Source organism: Parafrankia sp. FMc2 (genome assembly GCF_041008525.1).
Lineage (GTDB): Bacteria > Actinomycetota > Actinomycetes > Frankiales > Frankiaceae > Parafrankia.
Map to the genome: position 1 here is coordinate 43,192 of NZ_JBFLUG010000010.1, position 18,191 is coordinate 61,382.

Genomic DNA, 18,191 nt, shown 5'->3' on the forward strand with positions numbered 1-18,191 from the left:
CTACTTCGCAGGTCAGCGGCCACTACAGGGCCGTCTACCGGGGTAGAGGGGGCCCACTACATGGGGCCGCTGGCCCCGGCGGCGGTAGTCGGGTCCTCGGCGGCGGTCGGGGTAGGGCGGGGGGCCTCTACCGGGCGTGCGGCGAGCACGTCGGGTGGGATCGCGCCTTCGACGTCACTGCGGTACCAGCCCGCCCGGTTCTCGCCGTCGATCTTGACTTGCTTGCGGGTGCGGACCACGCCGGCCGCCTCGAGCTCGTCGGCCAGGCGGGTGCCGTCGAAGTCGCCGTAGGTGATCTCGTCGATGTTGCAGAGCTCGACGAGGAGGTCCTCAGTCCAGATCCGTGCCCGCTGGCCGAACGCTTCCAGGACATCGCCGATGACGACCGGGATGACGTAGCCGACGCCGGCCGCCGCCGCGGCGATGTCGCCGCACGCCTGCCCGGTGAGGGTGCCTTCGGCCAGGCGCAGTGCCCGCCCACGCTGGCAGATGACCTCGAAGGCGGGGTTGTCGAGCAGGTCGGCTTTGACCGTGACGAACGACGCCGGTCCGGTGACCAGCACTCCGACGCCCAGGTGCTCCTCGGACAGCGTCGAGGCGTCCGCTCCGGCGCGTGCCTTGCCGTCGCCGCACACCATGTCGGAGCTGGTCTTGTCCGTGACCTGGGTGCAGTACCGGTAGGTGACGATCTCCCGGAGCTTGGTCGGCACGGACTTGGCGTCGGGTCGCTGGCTCGCGTAGACCGGCATGATGCCGGCGGCCGGACCACGGCGGGCGATCCGGGCGAGCTTCCCGACGATCCGGGCCCGGTCCTTCTCCTCTTCGCAGGCCTCGAAGTACTCCTGTAGTTCGTCGATGATCAGCGGGATCAGCGGCAGGTTGTACCGGCGCATGATCTCCGGGGTGAGCTTGCCTTCCGGGCAGGCCGCCGCCGGCAGCGTGGCCAGGAACGCGAACCGCCGCGACATCTCGCTGATCAGCTCGTCGAGCATGTGTTCGAACGCGGCCAGGTCGTCCGGGTCGGCACCGGAGACGTACCGGTGCGCGACACCGGCGATGGCCCGGAAGTCCGCCCCGCCCTTGCCGTCCGCCAACCACAGCTGGCACCACGGGTCCAGCACCGCCGCGGCGACGAGTAGCCGCATGGAGAACGTCTTCCCTCGCCGCGGCAGCCCACCGAAGAACGCCGACTGCCACAGCAACGCGACCTCGACGCGGTTGCCGCGGGCGTCCTGCCCGAACGGCACCGCCCGCCAGAAATCGAACCGCTCGACGTCGATCAACAGCGACGGGGTCGGCGGGCCGAGATACGGGTCGTCATCGGCGACCCACAGCGACAGCCGCCGGCCGTGCCCACCGTCGTGGGCCCGGACCCGGCGCATGAGCAGCTGGATCTCGTCGACGCCGAGCTCGGCCGCGATGACGGGTAGGCGTTCGATGGCGTGCGCCGCTGTCTTCCCGCCGCCGCGCGGCAGGTCGAGGACGGTTTCCCATCCGCGGCCGAGCCGGTCGCGCACGATCGGCGCGCACAACACCAGCCCGGCCGCCGGCTTGAGGAGACCCGCGGCCCGGAACGCGCCGTTGAGATGGTCGGGTGCCAGGTCGACGCGGGTGTCCGGTTCGATCGCCAGCGGGCTACCTGGCCCCGCCGCGGGCCGCCTACGTCCGGCGACACCGGCCGCGGTCACCATCACCGCACCCGACAGCGCGGGCACCCACTCGCCCACGGCGAGAGCGGCCACCAGCTCAGCGACCGCCCCGCCACCAGCCGCACCGCCGGTGATGATCCACCGGGCCTTGCGGTGGTCCCGGATCACGAAGATCTCTTTCCCCAACCGGCCCGCGTCGTCGCGCAGTTCGGTGGCGATGTCCTCGGCGCGCACCCAGGACCACCAGAACCGCCCCGCCCGCCAGCTGCCCCGCAACACCGCTGTCGGTGCCCGCCACGCCGACCGGGTCGCGGCCCGTCCGGCCAGCGTGCCGGCACGCCGCGCGGTCGCACGGCGCACCGCCCGATCCGTCGCCCACGCGGGCAGCCGGATCGGGTCCACCAGCGACCCGGCCGGCACCACCGGCGCGGGTGCCACCGGGGCCGGTTCGGGGGCAGGCTGCGGTATCCACGGGCCCGCGACGACCTCACCCACGAGGGTCTCCGCCTGCTCTGTCACTGCTCCCACCGCCCCGGGAGCACCACCACGGATGCCGCCAACGGCCGGACACCGGCCGCCCCGGACACGGCCGCCTCGAAACGCTCGGCCCCGTCAACGACCGCCAGGACCACGAGTCCAGCCGCACGGAGCAGGAGCACGACGGCCGCCAGACCCACCAGCGCGACCGCGACCAGCCACGGCACGGACCGCAGATCCGCACGGATGCCGTTCACGCGGCCACCGCCGGCCGGCGCAGATCCGCCAGGTACCGCCGGGCCGTGCTCGGCGAGATGCCCGCCATCGGCGCCAGGTCGGCAGCCACCTGCCGCTCCGACCGCGGGTCGTCCGCGGGCAGCATGGCGACGAGTTCGGCCACCCTGGCTCGCCCAGTGGTGCCCCCAACTGGCACCGGTGCCAGTGCAGGTGGCTCCGGTGCCGGCAGGGGAGCCAGTGCAGGTGGCTCCGGAGCCACCTCGACGGTCACGGGGGACGGGGCGGGCCCCGCCGCGGGAACGGCAGGGCTCACCTCCTCTTCGACCTCGATGGCCGCGCCGCCGCGGGTGGCCTTCAACGCGGCGACGAGCGCGAACGCGATCACCGGCCAGACAGCCATGACCGGGCGCCAGGCCCCGGGCTCGCCGGTGAGCCGTCCGGCGCCGTCCCGGTCGACCAGCGCCGCGGCGAGGTTGACCGCGCCGGAGAACCCGACCGCGGCCACCAGCACGAGCACCGGCGTCCACACCCCGTCACCCGAACGCCGTCGGGCCAGGATTTCCAGGATCGCCGCGACGGCCATGCACTCACCCGTGGACGCGATCAGCAGCGCCGCCCAGTCCGGCTGACCCGCCCACCGGGCGAGCTCGACGATGTGCCAGAACGCGATCACGAACACCGCGGCGCCGAGCGCGAACGGCAACGCCGCCGCCAGGAACCGCTCCACACGGCCGGCCGGCTTCATGCCGCCTGCTCCGCCACCCGGGCCGCGGTCCGTTCCTGGCACCCGCGACCGACGGCGTTCGTGAACATGGTGTCGGCGACCTCGGCGAGCAGCTCCGCATCCTCGGCGCTGATCTCCGGCCGCAGGTCCGGCGCCTGGTCCTCGATGCCGGCCGCCGCGTAGTTGGCCCGCGTGTCCCGGTCCAGCAGGGCCTCCGCCGCCGCGTAGACCGCGCTGGCGAGCTGGTCGAGGGCCTTGACCGACTCATCCGACAGCGCGTCGTAGATGTCGGTGTGCGGCAGCAGCAGCTTCCCGACGACGTCGCTGAACGCCCCGGCCGCAGCCATCCGCCGTTCCCGGCTGGTCATCTCCCAGGTCATCGGCCCCACTCCTTGCTGATCTTCCGGCCAGTCAAGATCCAGACGGTGCGGACGATGGCGTCCGCCGTGGTGGCGGCCCGGGCCCGGACCTCCGGCGTCCGGTCCGTGTCTGCGGCGACGGCCACCCCCTGGGCCACGACCTCGTCGAGGCCACCGAGGGCCGGATCGCCCTGGACCACCGTGGTGTCCGCGGCGAGCCGGTCACGGAGCTCGCAGGCCGCCAGGTCCGCCGCGGCCAGCTGGCGCAGGACCCGGCCGGCGCCGTCGAGGTCACCCAGACGCAGCGCCCGGATCGCCTCACCGGCCGCGCCGGCCGCGATCGCACCCAGCGCGCCGTAGGTGGCCGCGTAGCCGCCGCCAGCGAGACGGCTGATCTGCGCACGGGCCTGGTCGAGCTCGACGGCGGACGGGGTGAGCAGTGCCGCCGGCAGCCCGGCCGGGCCGCTCACAGGGCACCGCCCGCGCGGGCCGCGTGCCAGGCCGCCGCCTGCTCGGCCACAGCCGCCAGGCCGCGGAACCAGTCGGCCGCCGCCGTGTCCTCCGCGGCGAACGAGGCGGACATGCGGATCTCGCCCGGCAAGACCAGGGCCGGGGGCAGATCCCGCAAGGTCGCCGGCTCGAACCGCGCCGCCAGGTCGGTCGGGTCGATGTACAAGCTCGACACCAGTCGGCTGCTCATGCCGCCACCGCCACGGCCTCGACGGCGGCGGGGGTGAGGGTGACGCGCAGCGAGTCCGCGACCGGCCGCATCGGCACGTCACGGCCAAGCTCGGCGAACACCCGGGTGATCTCGTCCATGTCCGGGGTCTGCCGGGCGGAGGTGATCCGCTCGACGGTGGCCCGGCCGTAGGTGCCGGCGGGGAGCAGGTCGAGGAGCTTCCGCGCGCGGCGCTTGCCGCGGTCGCCCTGCCGGGCCTGCTCGGCGGCATCGGCGTACTCGGCGGCGGCCGCCTCGATGGTCTCGACGCTCGGCAGCTCGGCCGCGGCGAGCAGGACGGGGCCGGCCGGGGTGGTCTCGACGGCGGGGGCCGCCGCCTCGACGAGGGCGGGGGCGGCCGGGGTGGTCTGCTCGCCGGCGGCGGCCTCGAGACGGTCGAGGACACGGACCGCGGCGACGAGGGCGATCCGGCGGGCCGTGTGGGCGAGCCGCTGGCGGATCGGCCGGCGGTTGGGGACGATGAACATGCGGGTCTCCCTGTTATGGCAGGTGGGTCCGTAGGCCCCGGCCGGAGGTGATGACTCCGGTTCGGGGCCGCCTTGCGTTACAGGTAGGACGCTACCGGACAGGGCGGTATCCGTCTACACAACCCATCCACATATCCATGTACCCGAACACCCGCTACCATCGGGCGCATGACGAAACTCGTTGATCTCGGCGCGCTCGGCGCGCTAGCGGACAAGGTGGAGGCGGCGGAACGCGCGCTCGATGACGCGCGCCGCGAACGCGACGAGGGCATCCGAGATGTACGACGGTCGACCAGTCACACCGTCGACGAGATCGCAGAAGCGGCCCGCGTCTCGACATCGACAGTGAAGGTCGTGATCCGCGGAGTCCGCTGATCCTCAGACTGCCCCGCACGTGAAGCGGGCCGGCCGGGTGCTGGTAACACCCGAACCGGCCCTTGATCGACAACCCTTGTATGAGAAGGGCCATCAACCCGTGGCGAATGCTGCCAGCGCACCCCCGGGTGCGTCCAACCCGCCTGCCCGTAGCGGCTGGACCCCCATACCCAACGCGATCATCAGCCACCCGGAGCTGACCGGGTACGCCCGGATGATCCTGATCTGGCTTCTCTCCCACGCTCCCGAGTACCTGGCCACCGTCAACGCGCAGACCGTTGAGCGTGCCTTCCCCGGATGGAGCCGACAGCGGGTCGCTGCCGCGCTGAAGGGCCTCGAAACGGCCGGCTACCTCGACCGCGCACGGGTCCAGGTGGCGCGCGGCCGTTGGGAGTGGGCGCCATGGGTCATCCGAGCAACTCCCAAGGGTGACATTGCGACTACTCCGACCGAACTACCGGTTACCGAACTTCGGTCGACCGACGTACGGCCCACCGAAGTTCGGTCAGTGGTACTTCAATCAGAAGACCAGGGTGAGAACACCAGTAGAGAAGATCAGTTTTCAGAACTTGATGATGATGATCTCACGCGCACGCGCGACCAAAATCATCATGTGGATAACCCGCAGGACGGTGATCCCGGCACGGCTGCCGCTGTGGCGGGTACCGCCCCGCCGGCCCCACACCCCCCGCTGCCCACCACCGACACCAGCCCGGCCGGGCCCACCCCGGGCAGCAAGGAGACGGCCGGGCAGGCTCCCGCCGCCGCCTCACCCGTCGACCTGGTCCAGGTGCTCGTCGACCTGGTGCACGAGGTGACCGGGCGCACGATCGACCGAGACCTTGCCGGCAAGGGCGTGGCGATGGTCCTCCGGACGAAAGACGGCAGCACGCGCACGGTGTCGGACCCGGTGGCCTACCTGCGGACCGCGGTCGAGGCGGCCCCGGCCCGGTTCCTGCCCTCGATGGTTCCGCCGCCGGCCGGCAGCTCCGCGATGTGCAAGCAGCACGGGCTACGGCAGCCGTGTGACCACTGCGCGGGCAGCGCCTACGGCCGCGGCCGGTTCGACTACCCGCAACGCGACACCCCGGAGATCGACCCGGGCACCGGCTGGCCCATGCACATGAGCCACAACCGCCGCGAGACGAAGCAGGAGCGCACCGGCCGGATCATCGCCGAGTTCGCAGCGTCGGCCGCGGAGGCTACCGACGGCGGGCAGCGGGTCGACAACAGCGGTGTGACCGTCGTCGACGAGCATGGGCAGCCCGCCAGCAACACCCCGCCGGAGCCGCTGTGCGGGTCGTGGACGGACGAACCCGTCCCGGCCGGGTGGATGTCCGCATCTGCCCCGGCGGCCGGCGGGGAGGCGCCTGCCTGGTGTGGGCAGTGCGGCGGGGACGCGGGCCACGCGCCCGCCGTGATGCAGGCCAACGTTGCCTACCGGACGGACACCGGCAGGCCCGCGGGTAACCCGTGTCCCAGGTGCCATCCGGACGTGGTCCAGGCCGCGGCGTGACCTGCCTGGCCCGTGCCCGGTCTGCGCCGACCTCGAGGCGGGCCGCACGGCGGACGGCGCCGACGAGGTCCAGGTGCCCGCCGTCGCGGGCGGCCTCGAGGCGGACGCCGAGCCGGTTACCAGCGGCGGCCTCGAGACGGACGGCAGCGGCACCGCAGACGAGCGCCCCATGCCCGGGGCCCACCCTGCCGGTGTCCTGTCAGCGGCCACCCTGGACACGCTCACCGCGGTCCGCGGCCGGCTACCCCACAAGGCCGGACCCCGGCGGCGGCGCCGATGACCCGCATCTCTCCGGTAGGCCGCGCGGCAGCGGATCGTGACCGGCCCCGATTCGGCCCCAGACAGCCCACACAGTGGGTGACGATCTTCCGGGCCGTTTCTGGGCCGTTTCAGTCGGCAACCCCCGTCAGACCACGCAAGACCCAGAAAGACTAAAAGGCCAGGTCAGAGGCATGATCGGGTGTTTCCGCAGGTCACCGGACCCCCCATCACAGAACCCGGCGTACAGGCCAACTCGTCCGCCCCACCCGCGCCGGGCCTTTCCTGGGCCGTCTCACCCAGAAGGCCCGTCCCCCAGCCGCGGGCCCGTCCCCCTGCCGCCAGGCCCAGGCGGAGTCGGCCCGGCCCACCACCCACATCAGCCGCCACCCAGCGCCGCCGCGCTTCGGGTGCCGGTGGATCCGCGACGGCTGGCCTCGGACCACCAGTCTCCGTCACCATGCCCTGGGCACATCGCCCACACCGCACGCCACCCCTGCCACCGGGAGACTGCAGACCATGGCTACCGAACGGTTCGAGGTCGAGCGACAGATCGCCGCACCTCCCGCGAAGATCTTCGCGCTGCTGTGCACCCCCGAGGGCCACGTGGCCATCGACAGCTCCGGAATGCTGCAGTCCGCCGAGGGCACTCCGGTGACGGGCGTCGGTGACAGCTTCGTCGTCCACATGGACCGGGAGTCCCTCAACGACTACCCGCTCGGGAAGTACGACGTCACCGTGACCATCACCCGGTTCGAAACCGACGCCCTCCTCGAGTGGACCATCAGCGGGGCCATCGACCCGCCGCTGCGCCACCTCTACGGCTACCGGCTGGCGCCCAGCGAGATCGGAACGGCGGTCACCTCCTACTACGACTGGAGCCAGATCGACGAGGCCTACCGAGGGTCCGGCATCTTCCCGGTCATCCCGGAGGCAGCGCTGCGCGCGACCCTGGGCATCCTGGCCCGCACTGTCGCGAGCACACGGGCCTGACCCGGGCACACGGGCCTGACCCGCGGGCCCGGCCTGCCGGCGGCGCTTCTCCAGGCCGTGGGTGTGATCCGGTGCCGCCGGGGTCGACGGGCAGGTCAGCGAGCTCTTCGTAGTGTCGGCTACATCTGGTCGGTGAGTGTCCGGGTGAAGGCGATGCGATGAAGCCCCGGTCCGTCGTAGTCACGCTGGATGTCGACGCCGTCGACCATGACCTCGCCGGGGTCGATCCGGAAGCCGAGTCCCGTGTGGAACGCCAGCGAGTTCGCGTTGCCAGGGCTGGTGACGCACCGGACACGGCTGCAGCCCCGGGCTGCAGCAAGCCGGAAGAACCGGCGGTAGAGACCCCCGGCGAGACCACGGCGGCGCAGCGCCGGGTCGACTCCGACGAAGTGGATGTACGCAACCTCGGGATCGGACTGCGACACGAAGCCGACGAGGAACGCCACCAGCCGGCCGTCGGCGCTTTCGACCAGACAGCTGCTGTCGGTGAAATGCTGGAAGAACAACCTCGGGAGCAGCAGGCTGCGCTGGAGGGACCCGGCGTCCCCTCCGAAGTTCGCCCACCAGCCGTCCATGACGGCGAGAACCCGAAGATGATCATCGACGTGGGGCTGGCGAAGCACCAGACCGCCGGGAAGATCCTCAGTCACGGGCCCGACTCTGGCAGAGCCGGGCCCGTCGTCGCCAACACTGCCAAGGATCCCGACCGCCGGACGGCGAGGTGGCGAGGTGACGACTGGCCGGCATCGGTCAGGACTGGTAGTCCCCGATGACCGCCACCTGGTCGGGCACCGGCGGTTCGGCAAGCCATTCCTTCAGGTTCTCCTGAAACTGCAGGAACTCGGGCATCCTCGGTAGCGGGTTGTCGATGCCCTCCTCGATCTGCAGCAGAACCACGTAGGTCACACCGTCCGCAAGCCGGCAGGACGTGTAGCGAATGCCCTGGGGCCGAGCCTCCTCCAGTGCCGCGAACAGCGACCTCACAGCTGCCTCGGTCTCGGCGGCCCTGTCGGCCTTCACCCTGGTCCTCAGTAGCATCGCTGACATCTCCTCGCCCTTCCCTGTCACACGGGCCGACTGCCATCGGTCATTCCCTACGACACGTGTCGACGGAGGAATGTGACAGATGGAAGAAGCTGAGAGGCTTGCCGAGCGGTTCGAGGAACATCGCAGGCGCCTTCGCGGCATCGCCTACCGCATGCTCGGTTCCCTCACCGAGGCGGACGATGCGGTGCAGGATGCCTGGCTGCGGCTGAACCGGCCCGATGCCGACAGGATCGAGAATCTGGGTGGCTGGCTGACCACCGTCGTCGGCAGAATCTGCCTGAACAGGCTGCGGGCACGCAGAATCCGGATCGAGGACCCGATCGGCGTCCACATACCGGATCCGGTTGTCTCCCCGGACCCGGCCGGCGGAACCCAGCAGCCCGAGCAGGAGGCACTGCTGGCCGAGTCGGTCGGGCTCGCACTGCTCATCGTGCTTGACACCCTGACGCCCGCCGAACGGCTCACCTTCGTCCTGCACGACATGTTCGAGCTTCCGTTCGACGAGATCGCGCCGATGGTCGACCGCACCCCGGCGGCCGCCCGCCAGCTGGCCAGCCGGGCCCGCCGACGGGTCCGGGAGCTGGGCCCACCCGTGCCCGCATCCGCTCCGGACACCGACCACAGCATCCAGCGGCGGGTGGTCAAGGCCTTCTTCGCCGCCGCTCGCGACGGCGACTTCGCCGCCCTGGTCGAACTGCTGGATCCCGACATCGTCCTGCGCGCCGACGGCGGCGCCGCCCGGCCGCAGGCCTCGGCAGTGGTCCGCGGAGCAGCCGCCGTCGCCCGCAGGGCGCTCATGTTCGCCCAGCCCACGGCGGTCATCCACCCCGCACTGGTCAACGGCGCCGCCGGTGCACTGATCACGATCGACGACCAGCCGACCTCGGTCATGGGATTCGCTGTGACCGGCGAACGGATAGCCGGGATCCACGCCATCGTCGACCCTGATCGTCTCCTCGCACTCGGCCTGGAGACCCTCGCCAGCCACCAGAGAGCCTGAGCCGGTCCAGAGCAGGTATCCCCACCGTCCTCCTGGCGGCCAACGACCGGCGGAATGTCCACGACCGCACAGCGGTTGGGGCGTGTGCATGACACGTCAACCAAATGTCGGTCTGGCCGCCGAGGAGATCCGATGCCTGCCATCACTGTGGACAATCCGCTGGTCCTTCCGCGCATCGACCGGCCGCCGGCGGAGGCCGTGGCCCGGCCGGTCGCGCAGGTCGTCGACGCGCACCACGCGGTCGAGGGGGCGGGGTTCGAGGTGTGGCGGCCGTTCCCCGGAGGGGTCGACGCGCGCCTCGCCGATCCGTTCTTCCTGCTCGACCAGCTGGGCCCGGTCGACTACGGCCCGCTGCGGGCGGTAGGCGCACCCTGGCATCCGCACCGTGGCATGGAGACGGTGACCTACCTGCTCGACGGCGTCGTCGAGCACCACGACTCGAACGGCGGTGGTGGAATCATCGGCGAGGGTGACACCCAGTGGATGACCGCCGGGGCGGGGATCCTGCACGACGAGGTGCCGACGACGGCCTTCGCCCGCGCCGGGGGCCGTTCCCACGGGGTTCAGCTGTGGGTCAACCTGCCAGCGGCGTCGAAGTTCGCCCCGCCGAGGTACCAGGCGATCACCGGGAACCGCCTGACCCTCCTGCGCAGCGACGACGGGGCGGCGCTGGTCCGGCTCATCGCCGGTGAACTGGGCGACCACAGCGGTCCCGGGGTCACGCACACTCCGATCACCTACGCCCACGCCAGCGTGAGCCCGGGAGCGCGGCTGGACGTCCCCTGGAACCGGGACTTCAACGCGCTGGCCTACGTGCTCACCGGCCGCGGCTACGCCGGGGCGGAGCGCCGGCCGGTCGAGGCGCACCAGCTCGTCGTGTTCGGCCCGGGCGACGCCGTCACCGTCGGCGCCGCGGACCGGCAGCCGGAGGACTCCCCGAACCTGGAGATCCTGCTGCTGGGCGGGCTTCCGCTGCGGGAGCCGATCGCCCACTACGGGCCGTTCCTGATGAACAGCCGTGAACAGATCGTGCAGGCCATCGAGGACTACAACGCCGGCCGGATGGGGCTCGTCCCCGCCGCCGAACCCAGCCCCTGAGAGAACACCACCACGCCGGGAAGGGACCGACGAACTTCATGACACACACAACCCTGGCCGAGGAGTACCAGCGCGGGACGTTGTTCTTCGACGCGCAGGACTTCGCCGGCGCGGCCCGCATCCTGGCCGGTGTCGTCGCCGAGGAGCCCCGCAACCTGGCGGCCCGACTGCTGCTCGCCCGCGCCTACTTTCACTCCGCCCAGCTGCACCACGCCGAGACCGAGCTGCGCACCGTCCTCGCGCAGGACCCGGTCGAGCCCTACGCGCACATGGTGCTCGCCCGGACTCTGGAGCGGCAGAACCGGCTGGAGGAGGCGGGCACGCATCGGCGGCAGGCCGCCGCGCTGACGGGCGGCGAGCCAGCGATGCCCTGAGCCTCGGCTCCGCGCCAGATCCACCCCGCACCGCACCGCGGAACGCCGCGGCCGGCCCACCGGCCGGTCGCGGCTGGTCGCGTTGTTGGCGCCGTCGAGAGCCTGGCCAGCCATGCCAGGTAGCGACCTTCCCGGCCATCGGTGACGATGACGCGAGGCTGGACGTCGAGAGGTGGCGCGGAGGCGCCCGGGGACTCGCACGACGCAGCGGCTGGGAGGACGTGCGGCGCGCGACGACCGAGAACGCCCCGCACTTCTTCATGATCTACTGGCGGATGGACGTCACGGCGCTGTTCCGACTCGCCGGCGGCACCCGCCAGTGCGTCGAGTACCTGATGGGCAACCACGTGATCGCGGAACGGATGTACTGGCACGATCCCGCCGCCATGCTCTACGCGCCGCTCCGCCTCGCGATCTACGACAGCTCACCGGCCGCGGACCCGGCCGCGGACCCGGCCGCGGTCTCGCGTGAGGGCGAGACATCGCCGCCGGTCACCGCCGGCAGCGGCGCCCCGCCGCGGGGGCCGTCCACCAGCATCACGATCGACCACCGGACGCGGGACCGGCCGCACGCCGATCATGCCGTGGGTGCGTCCTGCGGGACGGTGTCCCTCTGCCGGGAGACCAGGACGGCGGCGACGGTGATGAGCAGTACCGCGACCACCTGCCGTGGACTGAGCTGTTCCCCCAGCACGGTATAGCCGACGATTGCAGCGACTGCCGGGCCGAGACAGATCAGCACGCCGAACACTCTGGCGCTGGTTCTCCGCAGCGCGTGCAGGTCGAGTGTGTAGGGCAGCGCCGAGGAGAGGAGCGCCACCAGCAGGCCCAGCGCCAGGTTCCGCGGGTCGCCGAGGCGGTCCACCTTCCCGAAGACCAGCGCGAAGGGCGTGAACACCGACGCACCGATGAGAAGGGCGACAGCGAGACCTGACAGGTCCGCGGTCGCGCGTCCGACGTGTCTGCTCAGCAGGACGTACAAGGCGCGCAGCACGGCCGCGAGCAGACCTGGCGCCAGGCCGGCCGCGGTGACCCCGGCTCCGCCGGGAAAGGCGATCAGCGTGATTCCGCCGAAGGCAAGCACCGCCACGAGAACGTCTGTCCGGCTGCGCGACATCACGGTCGCCACGGCGAGTGGGCCGAGCAGCTCCAGGACGGCCGCGACGCCGAGGGGAAGGTGCGCCACCGCCTGGAAGTACGCCATGTTCAGGGCCGCGAGAACGCATCCCAGCGCGACCACCGGGCGAATGCCCCTGGCGCAGACGACCCGAAGGTGGGGCCGGGCCAGCGCGAGCAGGATCAACGCGGCGAACCACAGGCGCATCAGGACGGTCATCGCGGTGCCCGCGGTGAGGAAGAGGTTCTTGGCTGCCGCGGCGCCGCACTGCAGGCTCAGGACCTGGGCGAGCACGAGGCCCGCGGGGACCCACCGGCCCCGGGCACCGGCCGGGCGGCGTTCCGGGCCGCGACTCGGAACGCGGCCCGGCCCGCGGCCCGGGTCCCGTGGGCCGGTGTCACCAGCGGGCCTGGGCAGCGGGTGCCGCTGCCCCATGGGCCCGGATCTCCAGGCCCCTCGCCACGCTCGGCCGGGTCCCACGCTTCCTACCGCTGGTAGCCGCTGCGCAGGTCGTCGACGATGCGTGGGCGGTCGAGGGTGGAGGGGGCGAGCACGCGGGGCGCGCGGTCGGGCGGGAAGACACCGGCGACGGTGAGCACGGCCGGGCTGAGGAAGCGGGCCGGGGCGGCCCGTGCGGAGAGCACGAGTGGTGGCGGCGTGGCGCCGGTGGTTGCCAGCACGAAGCCCCAGTCCCCGAAGCTGGGGACGTCCACGTGGTACGGCGTGGTGGCCAGACCGGCGGCGCCGAGGGTGCTCACCGTGCGCCAGTAGCCGTTCGGGGTCGCGTACGGGCTGCCGGCCTGGACGGTGAGCAGGCCGCCGGGCGCGAGGACCGCCCGCACCAGGCCGTAGAACTCCTGGGAGTAGAGCCGGCCGAGCGCCGGGGTGTCCGGGTCGGGCATGTCGACGACCACGGCGTCGAACGGCTGCGGCGGCGGGTCGCGCAGCCAGCGGAAGGCGTCGGCCACCACCACCTGGACGCGGGGGTCGTCGAGCGCGCCGCGGTTGAGCCGGGCGAAGGTCGTCCGGGCGACTGTGATCACCTGTGGGTCCAGCTCGACCTGCACGACCTGGCGGACGGTGGGGTGGCGCAGCAGTTCGCGGGCGGCGAGCCCGTCGCCGCCGCCGAGGACGAGGACACGCCTCGGATCACGGGCGAGCGCGGGGGCGACGAGCGACTCGGTGTAGCGGTGTTCGTCGGCGCTGGAGAACTGCAGGTCACCGTCGAGGTAGAGGCGCAGGTCGCTGCCGCGGCGGGTCACGACGATCTCCTGGTAGGCGGAGCGGGTGGCGACCACGATCGGGTCCGCGTAGAGCCGCTGGCGGGCGTCGGTCTCGATGTCCCGGGCGCGCACCAGCAGCGTGCCGAGCAGCGTGGCGGCGGACAGGAGCGCGACGAGCGCGGTGACGAGGGCGCGCCGGGTCAGCCACCGCCGCAGCAGCAGCGCGGCGACCACGCTCGCGGCGACCAGGTTGACCAGCCCGGTCAGCGCGGCCCCGCGGATCAGGCCGGCGGCGGGGAGCAGGACGAACGGCCAGACCAGCCCGCCGACGAGGGCCCCGGCGTAGTCGGCCGCATTGAGGTCGGCGAGCAGCCGGCCACTGCCCTGGGCGTCCATGTCCGTCCGGCCGGTCTGCAGGAGGGTGACGAGCAACGGCAGTTCGGCGCCGACGAGCATGCCGAGCAGCGCTGTGCCGAGGACGAGCACCGGCCCGCTGGTCGCGTAGAAGCTGAAGGCCACGTAGAGAGTGACAGCGCTGAGCCCGCCGAGGACGCCGAGGAGGGTCTCGACGGCGACGAAGGCGGCGGCCGCGTTGCCGAGGAAGGGCTTGACCAGCAGCGCACCGGCGCCGAGGGCGGCGACGAAACCGGCGACGATCAGCGACGTCTGGGTGATACCGCCGCCGGCGAGGCTGGCCGACAGGGTGAGCAGGACCAGCTCGTACACCAGGCCGCAGGCGGCGCAGACCGCGACGGCGGCCAGCAGGAGAGGCCGGGCCCGGGCGGGCAGCGGGCCGGGTGCCACCGGCGGCCGCGGTGTCAGGAGAGCGCGGCGGCGTTGACCACGCCGATCGCGAGCAGGCTGGCGGCGACCGCCCACGCCGCCGGGCTCAGGGTGGGCTCGTTGACGATCGCACGCAGGTGACCGGGCACGACAGCGTCGAGCACCCGGAGGGCGAGCGCGTGCAGCGCGACACCGACGAGGCCGTAGACCGCCGAGTCGACGAGGCCCTGGGCCAGCGAGTCCGAGCTGGTCACGATGGCCGTGGCCACGATGAGCGTCAGCGAGAGATGGTTCCCCACCAGCAGGACGGTGGCGTTCGGGCGGTGGTCGACATAGACCTGCCGGCGCAGGCTGCCGGGGGTGAGCATGTCGAGGACCAGAAAGCCCAGCGCGAGGACGCCGGCGCCGACCACGAAGTAGAGCAGGGTGGCGACGATGCCTTCGCCGAGGTCACCGGCGTCCAGGCTGCCGAAGTTCACGAGGCTCTCCCGGTGAGGTGCGGGGGGACGGGGGGACGCTGCTGACCGGCCGGGAGACGGTGATCCCGCCCGGGGTCACTTCCCATCGCCGGGGCCGCCATCGCCGTCGGCCGGCGAGCCGGGGCCGAACCCGCTGCCGAGGAACGCGTACTGGCCCCGGTTGAACTGGTCGTCGAGGTCCTCCACCCGCACGATGCTGCCGGCGCCGGCGGCCGCCGCGCTGACGATCACGATGTCGTCGGCGTAGCGGAGGTACTCGTTGCCCCGGTCGGTGGCCCGGGCGGCCGGAGTCGCCCCGGCGGCGATGGCCGCGGCGGTCCGGCCGACCGGGTCGGCGGAGGTGAAGCGCTCGGTGTCGCCCTGCGCGCCGGTGCGGTGGTAGCGGTCGGCGACCCAGCCCCGGGCGTCGTTGTCGCTCCCGCAGGCGGGGAGCACGGCGACGACGAGCGCGATCGGGAGCACGACCGGGAGGCCGAACGCGGCGCGGGTGGTCCCGGCGGCACGAGCAGGACGAGCAGGACGGGCGGCACGGGCGGCACGGATGGCGGTCATCGTGGCTCCCAGCGGCTGTGCGTGGTCACGATCTCGTGCGTGCGGGAGCCCGGGTAGAGATGCCAGGTGCGCCACTGCCAGCCGTGCGGCGTCGGCGCGCCGGTCAGGGCGGTCACCGCCCGCTCGTCGCCGGGGAAGGCGGCGCACAGCCAGTCGGATCTTCCGGCCGCCCGGGCTCGCAGACTCTCCGCGAGCGAGTCGAGTTCGCAGCGGTCGACGGTGCGCACCTGCGCTCGCAGGGTGTACCCGTCCTCCTCCGCGCGCGACGGCAGCGGGCAGCCGCCGGCCGCGACGGCGTCGCAGGACACCTCCTCGGTCAGCCGGCGGGTACCCGCCGAGGCGCTCACCGCATGTGAGGCCCCCAGGACGGCGAGGGTCAGCGTGCCGTGCGGCGCGTGCAGCTCGACGCTGGCCAGCGAGGCCGGGCTCGAAGCTCCGAGGAGCAGTCCGAGGGCGGCGGCGCGGACGTCGCGGGACACGACCGCCAGCTCGAGCATGGTCACCGGACCAGGACCGCGCCGCGGTGGACCGGCGGGACCGGCGGGACCGGATCGACCGGCCGGACCGGCGCACAGCGGAGATCGGCCACCTGTGTCCTTTCCGGCCGGAAACTGGCTGGCAAGAACATACCGGACGTACTGCTCACTTTCCGCAGGTGAGGAACGTCAGGCGAGGTGCTTCAGCGCCTCGCGGCGGGACAGCGGCGACAGGGCGGCTCCGCGAGCGGCAACGAAGCGGCGGACCTCCGCCGGGTCCGTCCGGGCGTACTGGCGCAGCGCCCAGCCGATGGCCTTGCGGAGGAAGAAGTCCCGGTCGTCGAGGTTGGCGTCGATGCAGGCGTACAGCAGCTCGAGGTCGGTCGCCGCTCTGAAGGACAGCTGGCAGATGATCGAGGTCCGCCGCCGCCACCGGTCGCTGTCGCGGCTCCAGCGCAGCATCACGGGACGGATCGCCGCGGGGTCGGCGGCGAGCAGCGGCCCGACCCGGTGGGCGGCGACCGCGTCGACATGGTCCCACCAGGCACCGGTTGTGATCATCTCCTCGTAGAGCTCCAGCGTCTCCGCCCGCTGGTAGGCCCGGTAGGCGCGGTCGCCGGTCAGGTCGACCGCCGCGTACCGCTCCTCGCGGTATGCCGCACCTCGCCACAGCTCCAGCACGGTCGCGGCCCAGCTGGCCTGGTCGGGCAGGGTCCGCGCGGCGAGGACGGGACGCAGCACCCGGTCCCGCACGGGCTTCGGCACGCCGCGGTACGGCATGTCGGACTTCATGTACGCCTGCATGGCCGGCGCCCTGGCCGGGTCGGCGGCGTCGGCGAGCGCCTCCCGCACCGCCGCCACCAGCCAGCCATCGACCGCCCCGCCGGCCATCCCGTCCCGTTCCATGGGTCGGCATGATGCCCGCCACCACCGACAGTCCGCCGCCTCGCCCGTCCCCCGTCCCCCGCCCGCTCCTCCGGACGAGCTCCGTCCTGTGACGCGGTGCCTCGCCCCCGTGGCGCTGGGTATGGGGGACTTGTGGGTCAACGCCTGGTACCGGATCGACAGTGGCGAGGGCGGCGCGCGCTCGGGGAGCACCGCAGGGGCTCGTCGCAGTGCCGCCGTCCGCGCCGTGCCCCCGCGCTCCCGGGGCGGTGCGCCCGCTCGGCCGCGGCGATCGCACCACTCGTGATCATCATCGTGGTGTGCGTGGTCGATGCCTTGGGCGGGCCCGAGTTCGTCATCGTCTCCCTGGTCATGGGAGCTCCGCTGCTGGCCGCCGGTTTCGCCGGTCCGCGGCTGACCGGCATCTACGCCGTCGCCGCCCTGGCTGGAGCCGGTGCGCTGGCGGTCGCCGACGGGTTGACGGATCCGGGGGCGGGCGGCGGGCCGGGCGCCAGGCTCATCCGCCTCGGCGGAATCGCGCTCGCGGGGGCTGTCGCTGTCGCGGTCTGCCGGGCCCGGCAGGCCCGCAACCGCCGGATGACCGAGATCGTGCGGGTCTCGGAGGTCGCCCAGCGCGCGATTCTCGGCACCGTCCCCGAGACCGTGCACGGCCTGCGTTTCGCGGCCGCCTACCGGAGCGCGGCGGTGGAGGCGCGGGTCGGCGGAGATCTGTACGAAGTGATGGACGGCCCGTGGGGGGTGCGGCTGATCGTGGGGGACGTACGGGGCAAGGGGCTGGGGGCGGTCCGGCTCACCAGTCGTGTGCTGGGTACCTTCCGCGCGCTGGCCGGGCGGCTGGGCGACCCCGGCGCCCTGGTCGTGGCCCTGGACTGCGAGGTCGCGGGATTCGAGGGCGAGGAGCCGGACCGCGGTGTGGCGGACTTCGTCACGGCGGTCGTCGCCCAGGTCGACGATGCCGGGTGCATGCAGCTGTTCAACTCCGGCCATCCCGATCCACTGCGGGTGCGCCGGGGCCGGGTGGAGGCCCTGTGCCCGCCAGTCCGGGACCTCCCTCTGGGCCTGGGTTGCTGCCCGGACCCGGTCCGGGTGCGGCTCGACCAGTCCGACCGGGTGCTGTTCTACACCGACGGCCTCGCCGAGGCGCGCCACCCGGCGACCCGGCAGTTCTTCCCGCTCCGCCCCGCGGTGCAGGAGGCGTTCGCCGCGGGCAGGGAGCTGCCCGAGTCGCTGGCGGCCCTGGTCGACGCGCTCGCGGACTGGACGGAGGGTTCGCTCGACGACGATGTCGCGATGGTGGCTGTGGAGCGTGTCGGCCAGGACCACCAGGACCACCAGGTCGGCC

At 72.8% G+C, this 18,191-nt stretch carries 22 protein-coding genes and 1 pseudogene; 8 read left to right on the plus strand and 15 right to left on the minus strand.

Annotated features, from left to right (window positions below):
* Positions 1 to 56 precede the first annotated feature (56 nt).
* The 7 genes from AB1460_RS06040 to AB1460_RS06070 are packed head-to-tail and all read right to left on the minus strand — an operon-like array spanning position 57 to position 4,652.
* Positions 57 to 2,168: a cell division protein FtsK gene (locus AB1460_RS06040; RefSeq protein WP_368959614.1), complete on the minus strand. Its 2,112-nt coding sequence runs from the start codon at positions 2,166 to 2,168 to the stop codon at positions 57 to 59.
* A complete protein-coding gene (locus AB1460_RS06045; protein WP_368959615.1) occupies positions 2,165 to 2,383 on the minus strand; it encodes a hypothetical protein in 219 nt (72 codons plus the stop codon). The genes AB1460_RS06040 and AB1460_RS06045 overlap by 4 nt, the downstream gene beginning before the upstream one ends.
* Positions 2,380 to 3,108 (minus strand): hypothetical protein, encoded by a 729-nt coding sequence (locus AB1460_RS06050; RefSeq protein ID WP_368959616.1) that lies wholly within the window; start codon positions 3,106 to 3,108, stop codon positions 2,380 to 2,382. Before AB1460_RS06050 ends, AB1460_RS06045 begins: the two co-directional genes overlap by 4 nt.
* Positions 3,105 to 3,467: a hypothetical protein gene (locus AB1460_RS06055; protein ID WP_368959617.1), complete on the minus strand. Its 363-nt coding sequence runs from the start codon at positions 3,465 to 3,467 to the stop codon at positions 3,105 to 3,107. The genes AB1460_RS06050 and AB1460_RS06055 overlap by 4 nt, the downstream gene beginning before the upstream one ends.
* Positions 3,464 to 3,916 (minus strand): hypothetical protein, encoded by a 453-nt coding sequence (locus AB1460_RS06060; protein ID WP_368959618.1) that lies wholly within the window; start codon positions 3,914 to 3,916, stop codon positions 3,464 to 3,466. The genes AB1460_RS06055 and AB1460_RS06060 overlap by 4 nt, the downstream gene beginning before the upstream one ends.
* Positions 3,913 to 4,146 (minus strand): hypothetical protein, encoded by a 234-nt coding sequence (locus AB1460_RS06065; RefSeq protein WP_368959619.1) that lies wholly within the window; start codon positions 4,144 to 4,146, stop codon positions 3,913 to 3,915. The genes AB1460_RS06060 and AB1460_RS06065 overlap by 4 nt, the downstream gene beginning before the upstream one ends.
* Entirely contained in the window at positions 4,143 to 4,652 is a 510-nt protein-coding gene (locus AB1460_RS06070; RefSeq protein WP_368959620.1) for a hypothetical protein, read from the minus strand. The genes AB1460_RS06065 and AB1460_RS06070 overlap by 4 nt, the downstream gene beginning before the upstream one ends.
* Positions 4,653 to 4,820: 168 nt before the next feature.
* On the opposite strand from AB1460_RS06070, the gene AB1460_RS06075 reads away from it, so the two are divergent.
* The 4 genes from AB1460_RS06075 (at position 4,821) to AB1460_RS06090 (ending at position 7,794) form a co-directional block, all read left to right on the plus strand.
* A complete protein-coding gene (locus AB1460_RS06075) occupies positions 4,821 to 5,027 on the plus strand; it encodes a hypothetical protein (protein ID WP_368959621.1) in 207 nt (68 codons plus the stop codon).
* A 613-nt stretch (positions 5,028 to 5,640) separates the two neighbouring features.
* The gene (locus AB1460_RS06080) at positions 5,641 to 6,543 is read left to right on the plus strand and encodes a hypothetical protein (protein WP_368959622.1); all 903 of its coding nucleotides are present in this window, start codon (positions 5,641 to 5,643) and stop codon (positions 6,541 to 6,543) included.
* 73 nt (positions 6,544 to 6,616) lie between these two features.
* Entirely contained in the window at positions 6,617 to 6,823 is a 207-nt protein-coding gene (locus tag AB1460_RS06085; RefSeq protein WP_368959623.1) for a hypothetical protein, read from the plus strand.
* 497 nt (positions 6,824 to 7,320) lie between these two features.
* A complete protein-coding gene (locus tag AB1460_RS06090) occupies positions 7,321 to 7,794 on the plus strand; it encodes a polyketide cyclase (protein ID WP_368959624.1) in 474 nt (157 codons plus the stop codon).
* A gap of 119 nt (positions 7,795 to 7,913) precedes the next feature.
* Here the strand turns inward: AB1460_RS06090 and AB1460_RS06095 are convergent, their stop codons facing one another.
* Both AB1460_RS06095 and AB1460_RS06100 read right to left on the minus strand, forming a co-directional pair.
* Positions 7,914 to 8,444, minus strand: coding sequence for a GNAT family N-acetyltransferase (locus tag AB1460_RS06095; RefSeq protein ID WP_368959625.1), 531 nt, complete (start codon positions 8,442 to 8,444; stop codon positions 7,914 to 7,916).
* Positions 8,445 to 8,544: 100 nt separating this feature from the next.
* Positions 8,545 to 8,814, minus strand: a complete 270-nt coding sequence (locus AB1460_RS06100) for a hypothetical protein (RefSeq protein ID WP_368959626.1) — start codon at positions 8,812 to 8,814, stop codon at positions 8,545 to 8,547.
* A gap of 106 nt (positions 8,815 to 8,920) precedes the next feature.
* Here AB1460_RS06100 and sigJ point away from each other — a divergent pair, with 106 nt between their 5' ends.
* From sigJ to AB1460_RS06115, 3 genes are all read left to right on the plus strand, one after another.
* Positions 8,921 to 9,841, plus strand: coding sequence for an RNA polymerase sigma factor SigJ (gene sigJ / locus AB1460_RS06105; RefSeq protein WP_368959627.1), 921 nt, complete (start codon positions 8,921 to 8,923; stop codon positions 9,839 to 9,841).
* 132 nt (positions 9,842 to 9,973) lie between these two features.
* Positions 9,974 to 10,939 (plus strand): pirin family protein, encoded by a 966-nt coding sequence (locus AB1460_RS06110; RefSeq protein WP_368959628.1) that lies wholly within the window; start codon positions 9,974 to 9,976, stop codon positions 10,937 to 10,939.
* A gap of 38 nt (positions 10,940 to 10,977) precedes the next feature.
* On the plus strand, positions 10,978 to 11,313 hold the full coding sequence (locus tag AB1460_RS06115) for a tetratricopeptide repeat protein (RefSeq protein ID WP_368959629.1): 336 nt from the start codon (positions 10,978 to 10,980) through the stop codon (positions 11,311 to 11,313).
* Between the two features lie 577 nt (positions 11,314 to 11,890).
* Here AB1460_RS06115 and AB1460_RS06125 read toward each other — a convergent pair.
* The 6 genes from AB1460_RS06125 to AB1460_RS06150 form a co-directional block, all read right to left on the minus strand.
* Positions 11,891 to 12,865 (minus strand): EamA family transporter, encoded by a 975-nt coding sequence (locus AB1460_RS06125; RefSeq protein ID WP_420497205.1) that lies wholly within the window; start codon positions 12,863 to 12,865, stop codon positions 11,891 to 11,893.
* Positions 12,866 to 12,915: 50 nt separating this feature from the next.
* Positions 12,916 to 14,457, minus strand: a complete 1,542-nt coding sequence (locus AB1460_RS06130) for a polyamine aminopropyltransferase (protein WP_368959631.1) — start codon at positions 14,455 to 14,457, stop codon at positions 12,916 to 12,918.
* Between the two features lie 14 nt (positions 14,458 to 14,471).
* Entirely contained in the window at positions 14,472 to 14,915 is a 444-nt protein-coding gene (locus AB1460_RS06135; protein ID WP_368959632.1) for a DUF350 domain-containing protein, read from the minus strand.
* Positions 14,916 to 14,990: 75 nt separating this feature from the next.
* Positions 14,991 to 15,467 (minus strand): DUF4247 domain-containing protein, encoded by a 477-nt coding sequence (locus tag AB1460_RS06140; protein ID WP_368959633.1) that lies wholly within the window; start codon positions 15,465 to 15,467, stop codon positions 14,991 to 14,993.
* Positions 15,464 to 15,970: a DUF2617 family protein gene (locus AB1460_RS06145; protein ID WP_368959634.1), complete on the minus strand. Its 507-nt coding sequence runs from the start codon at positions 15,968 to 15,970 to the stop codon at positions 15,464 to 15,466. The genes AB1460_RS06140 and AB1460_RS06145 overlap by 4 nt, the downstream gene beginning before the upstream one ends.
* Before the next feature lie 162 nt (positions 15,971 to 16,132).
* Positions 16,133 to 16,849 carry a DNA alkylation repair protein gene (locus AB1460_RS06150; protein WP_368959635.1) on the minus strand — a complete coding sequence of 239 codons (717 nt, stop codon included), beginning with the start codon at positions 16,847 to 16,849 and terminating at the stop codon, positions 16,133 to 16,135.
* A gap of 720 nt (positions 16,850 to 17,569) precedes the next feature.
* Between AB1460_RS06150 and AB1460_RS06155 the strand changes: the two are divergent.
* Positions 17,570 to 18,145: pseudogene (locus AB1460_RS06155) on the plus strand (PP2C family protein-serine/threonine phosphatase); the annotation flags it as partial.
* Positions 18,146 to 18,191: the final 46 nt, after the last annotated feature.

Excerpts from the sequence above, each read along its gene's own strand:
- AB1460_RS06110 (WP_368959628.1), top strand. The coding sequence starts at position 9,974 with ATGCCTGCCATCACTGTGGACAATCCGCTGGTCCTTCCGCGCATCGAC.
- AB1460_RS06125 (WP_420497205.1), bottom strand. The coding sequence starts at position 12,865 with ATGGGGCAGCGGCACCCGCTGCCCAGGCCCGCTGGTGACACCGGCCCA.
- AB1460_RS06055 (WP_368959617.1), bottom strand. The coding sequence starts at position 3,467 with ATGACCTGGGAGATGACCAGCCGGGAACGGCGGATGGCTGCGGCCGGG.
- AB1460_RS06115 (WP_368959629.1), top strand. The coding sequence starts at position 10,978 with ATGACACACACAACCCTGGCCGAGGAGTACCAGCGCGGGACGTTGTTC.
- AB1460_RS06150 (WP_368959635.1), bottom strand. The coding sequence starts at position 16,849 with ATGGAACGGGACGGGATGGCCGGCGGGGCGGTCGATGGCTGGCTGGTG.
- AB1460_RS06070 (WP_368959620.1), bottom strand. The coding sequence starts at position 4,652 with ATGTTCATCGTCCCCAACCGCCGGCCGATCCGCCAGCGGCTCGCCCAC.
- AB1460_RS06075 (WP_368959621.1), top strand. The coding sequence starts at position 4,821 with ATGACGAAACTCGTTGATCTCGGCGCGCTCGGCGCGCTAGCGGACAAG.
- sigJ (WP_368959627.1), top strand. The coding sequence starts at position 8,921 with ATGGAAGAAGCTGAGAGGCTTGCCGAGCGGTTCGAGGAACATCGCAGG.
- AB1460_RS06065 (WP_368959619.1), bottom strand. The coding sequence starts at position 4,146 with ATGAGCAGCCGACTGGTGTCGAGCTTGTACATCGACCCGACCGACCTG.
- AB1460_RS06090 (WP_368959624.1), top strand. The coding sequence starts at position 7,321 with ATGGCTACCGAACGGTTCGAGGTCGAGCGACAGATCGCCGCACCTCCC.
- AB1460_RS06140 (WP_368959633.1), bottom strand. The coding sequence starts at position 15,467 with ATGACCGCCATCCGTGCCGCCCGTGCCGCCCGTCCTGCTCGTCCTGCT.
- AB1460_RS06050 (WP_368959616.1), bottom strand. The coding sequence starts at position 3,108 with ATGAAGCCGGCCGGCCGTGTGGAGCGGTTCCTGGCGGCGGCGTTGCCG.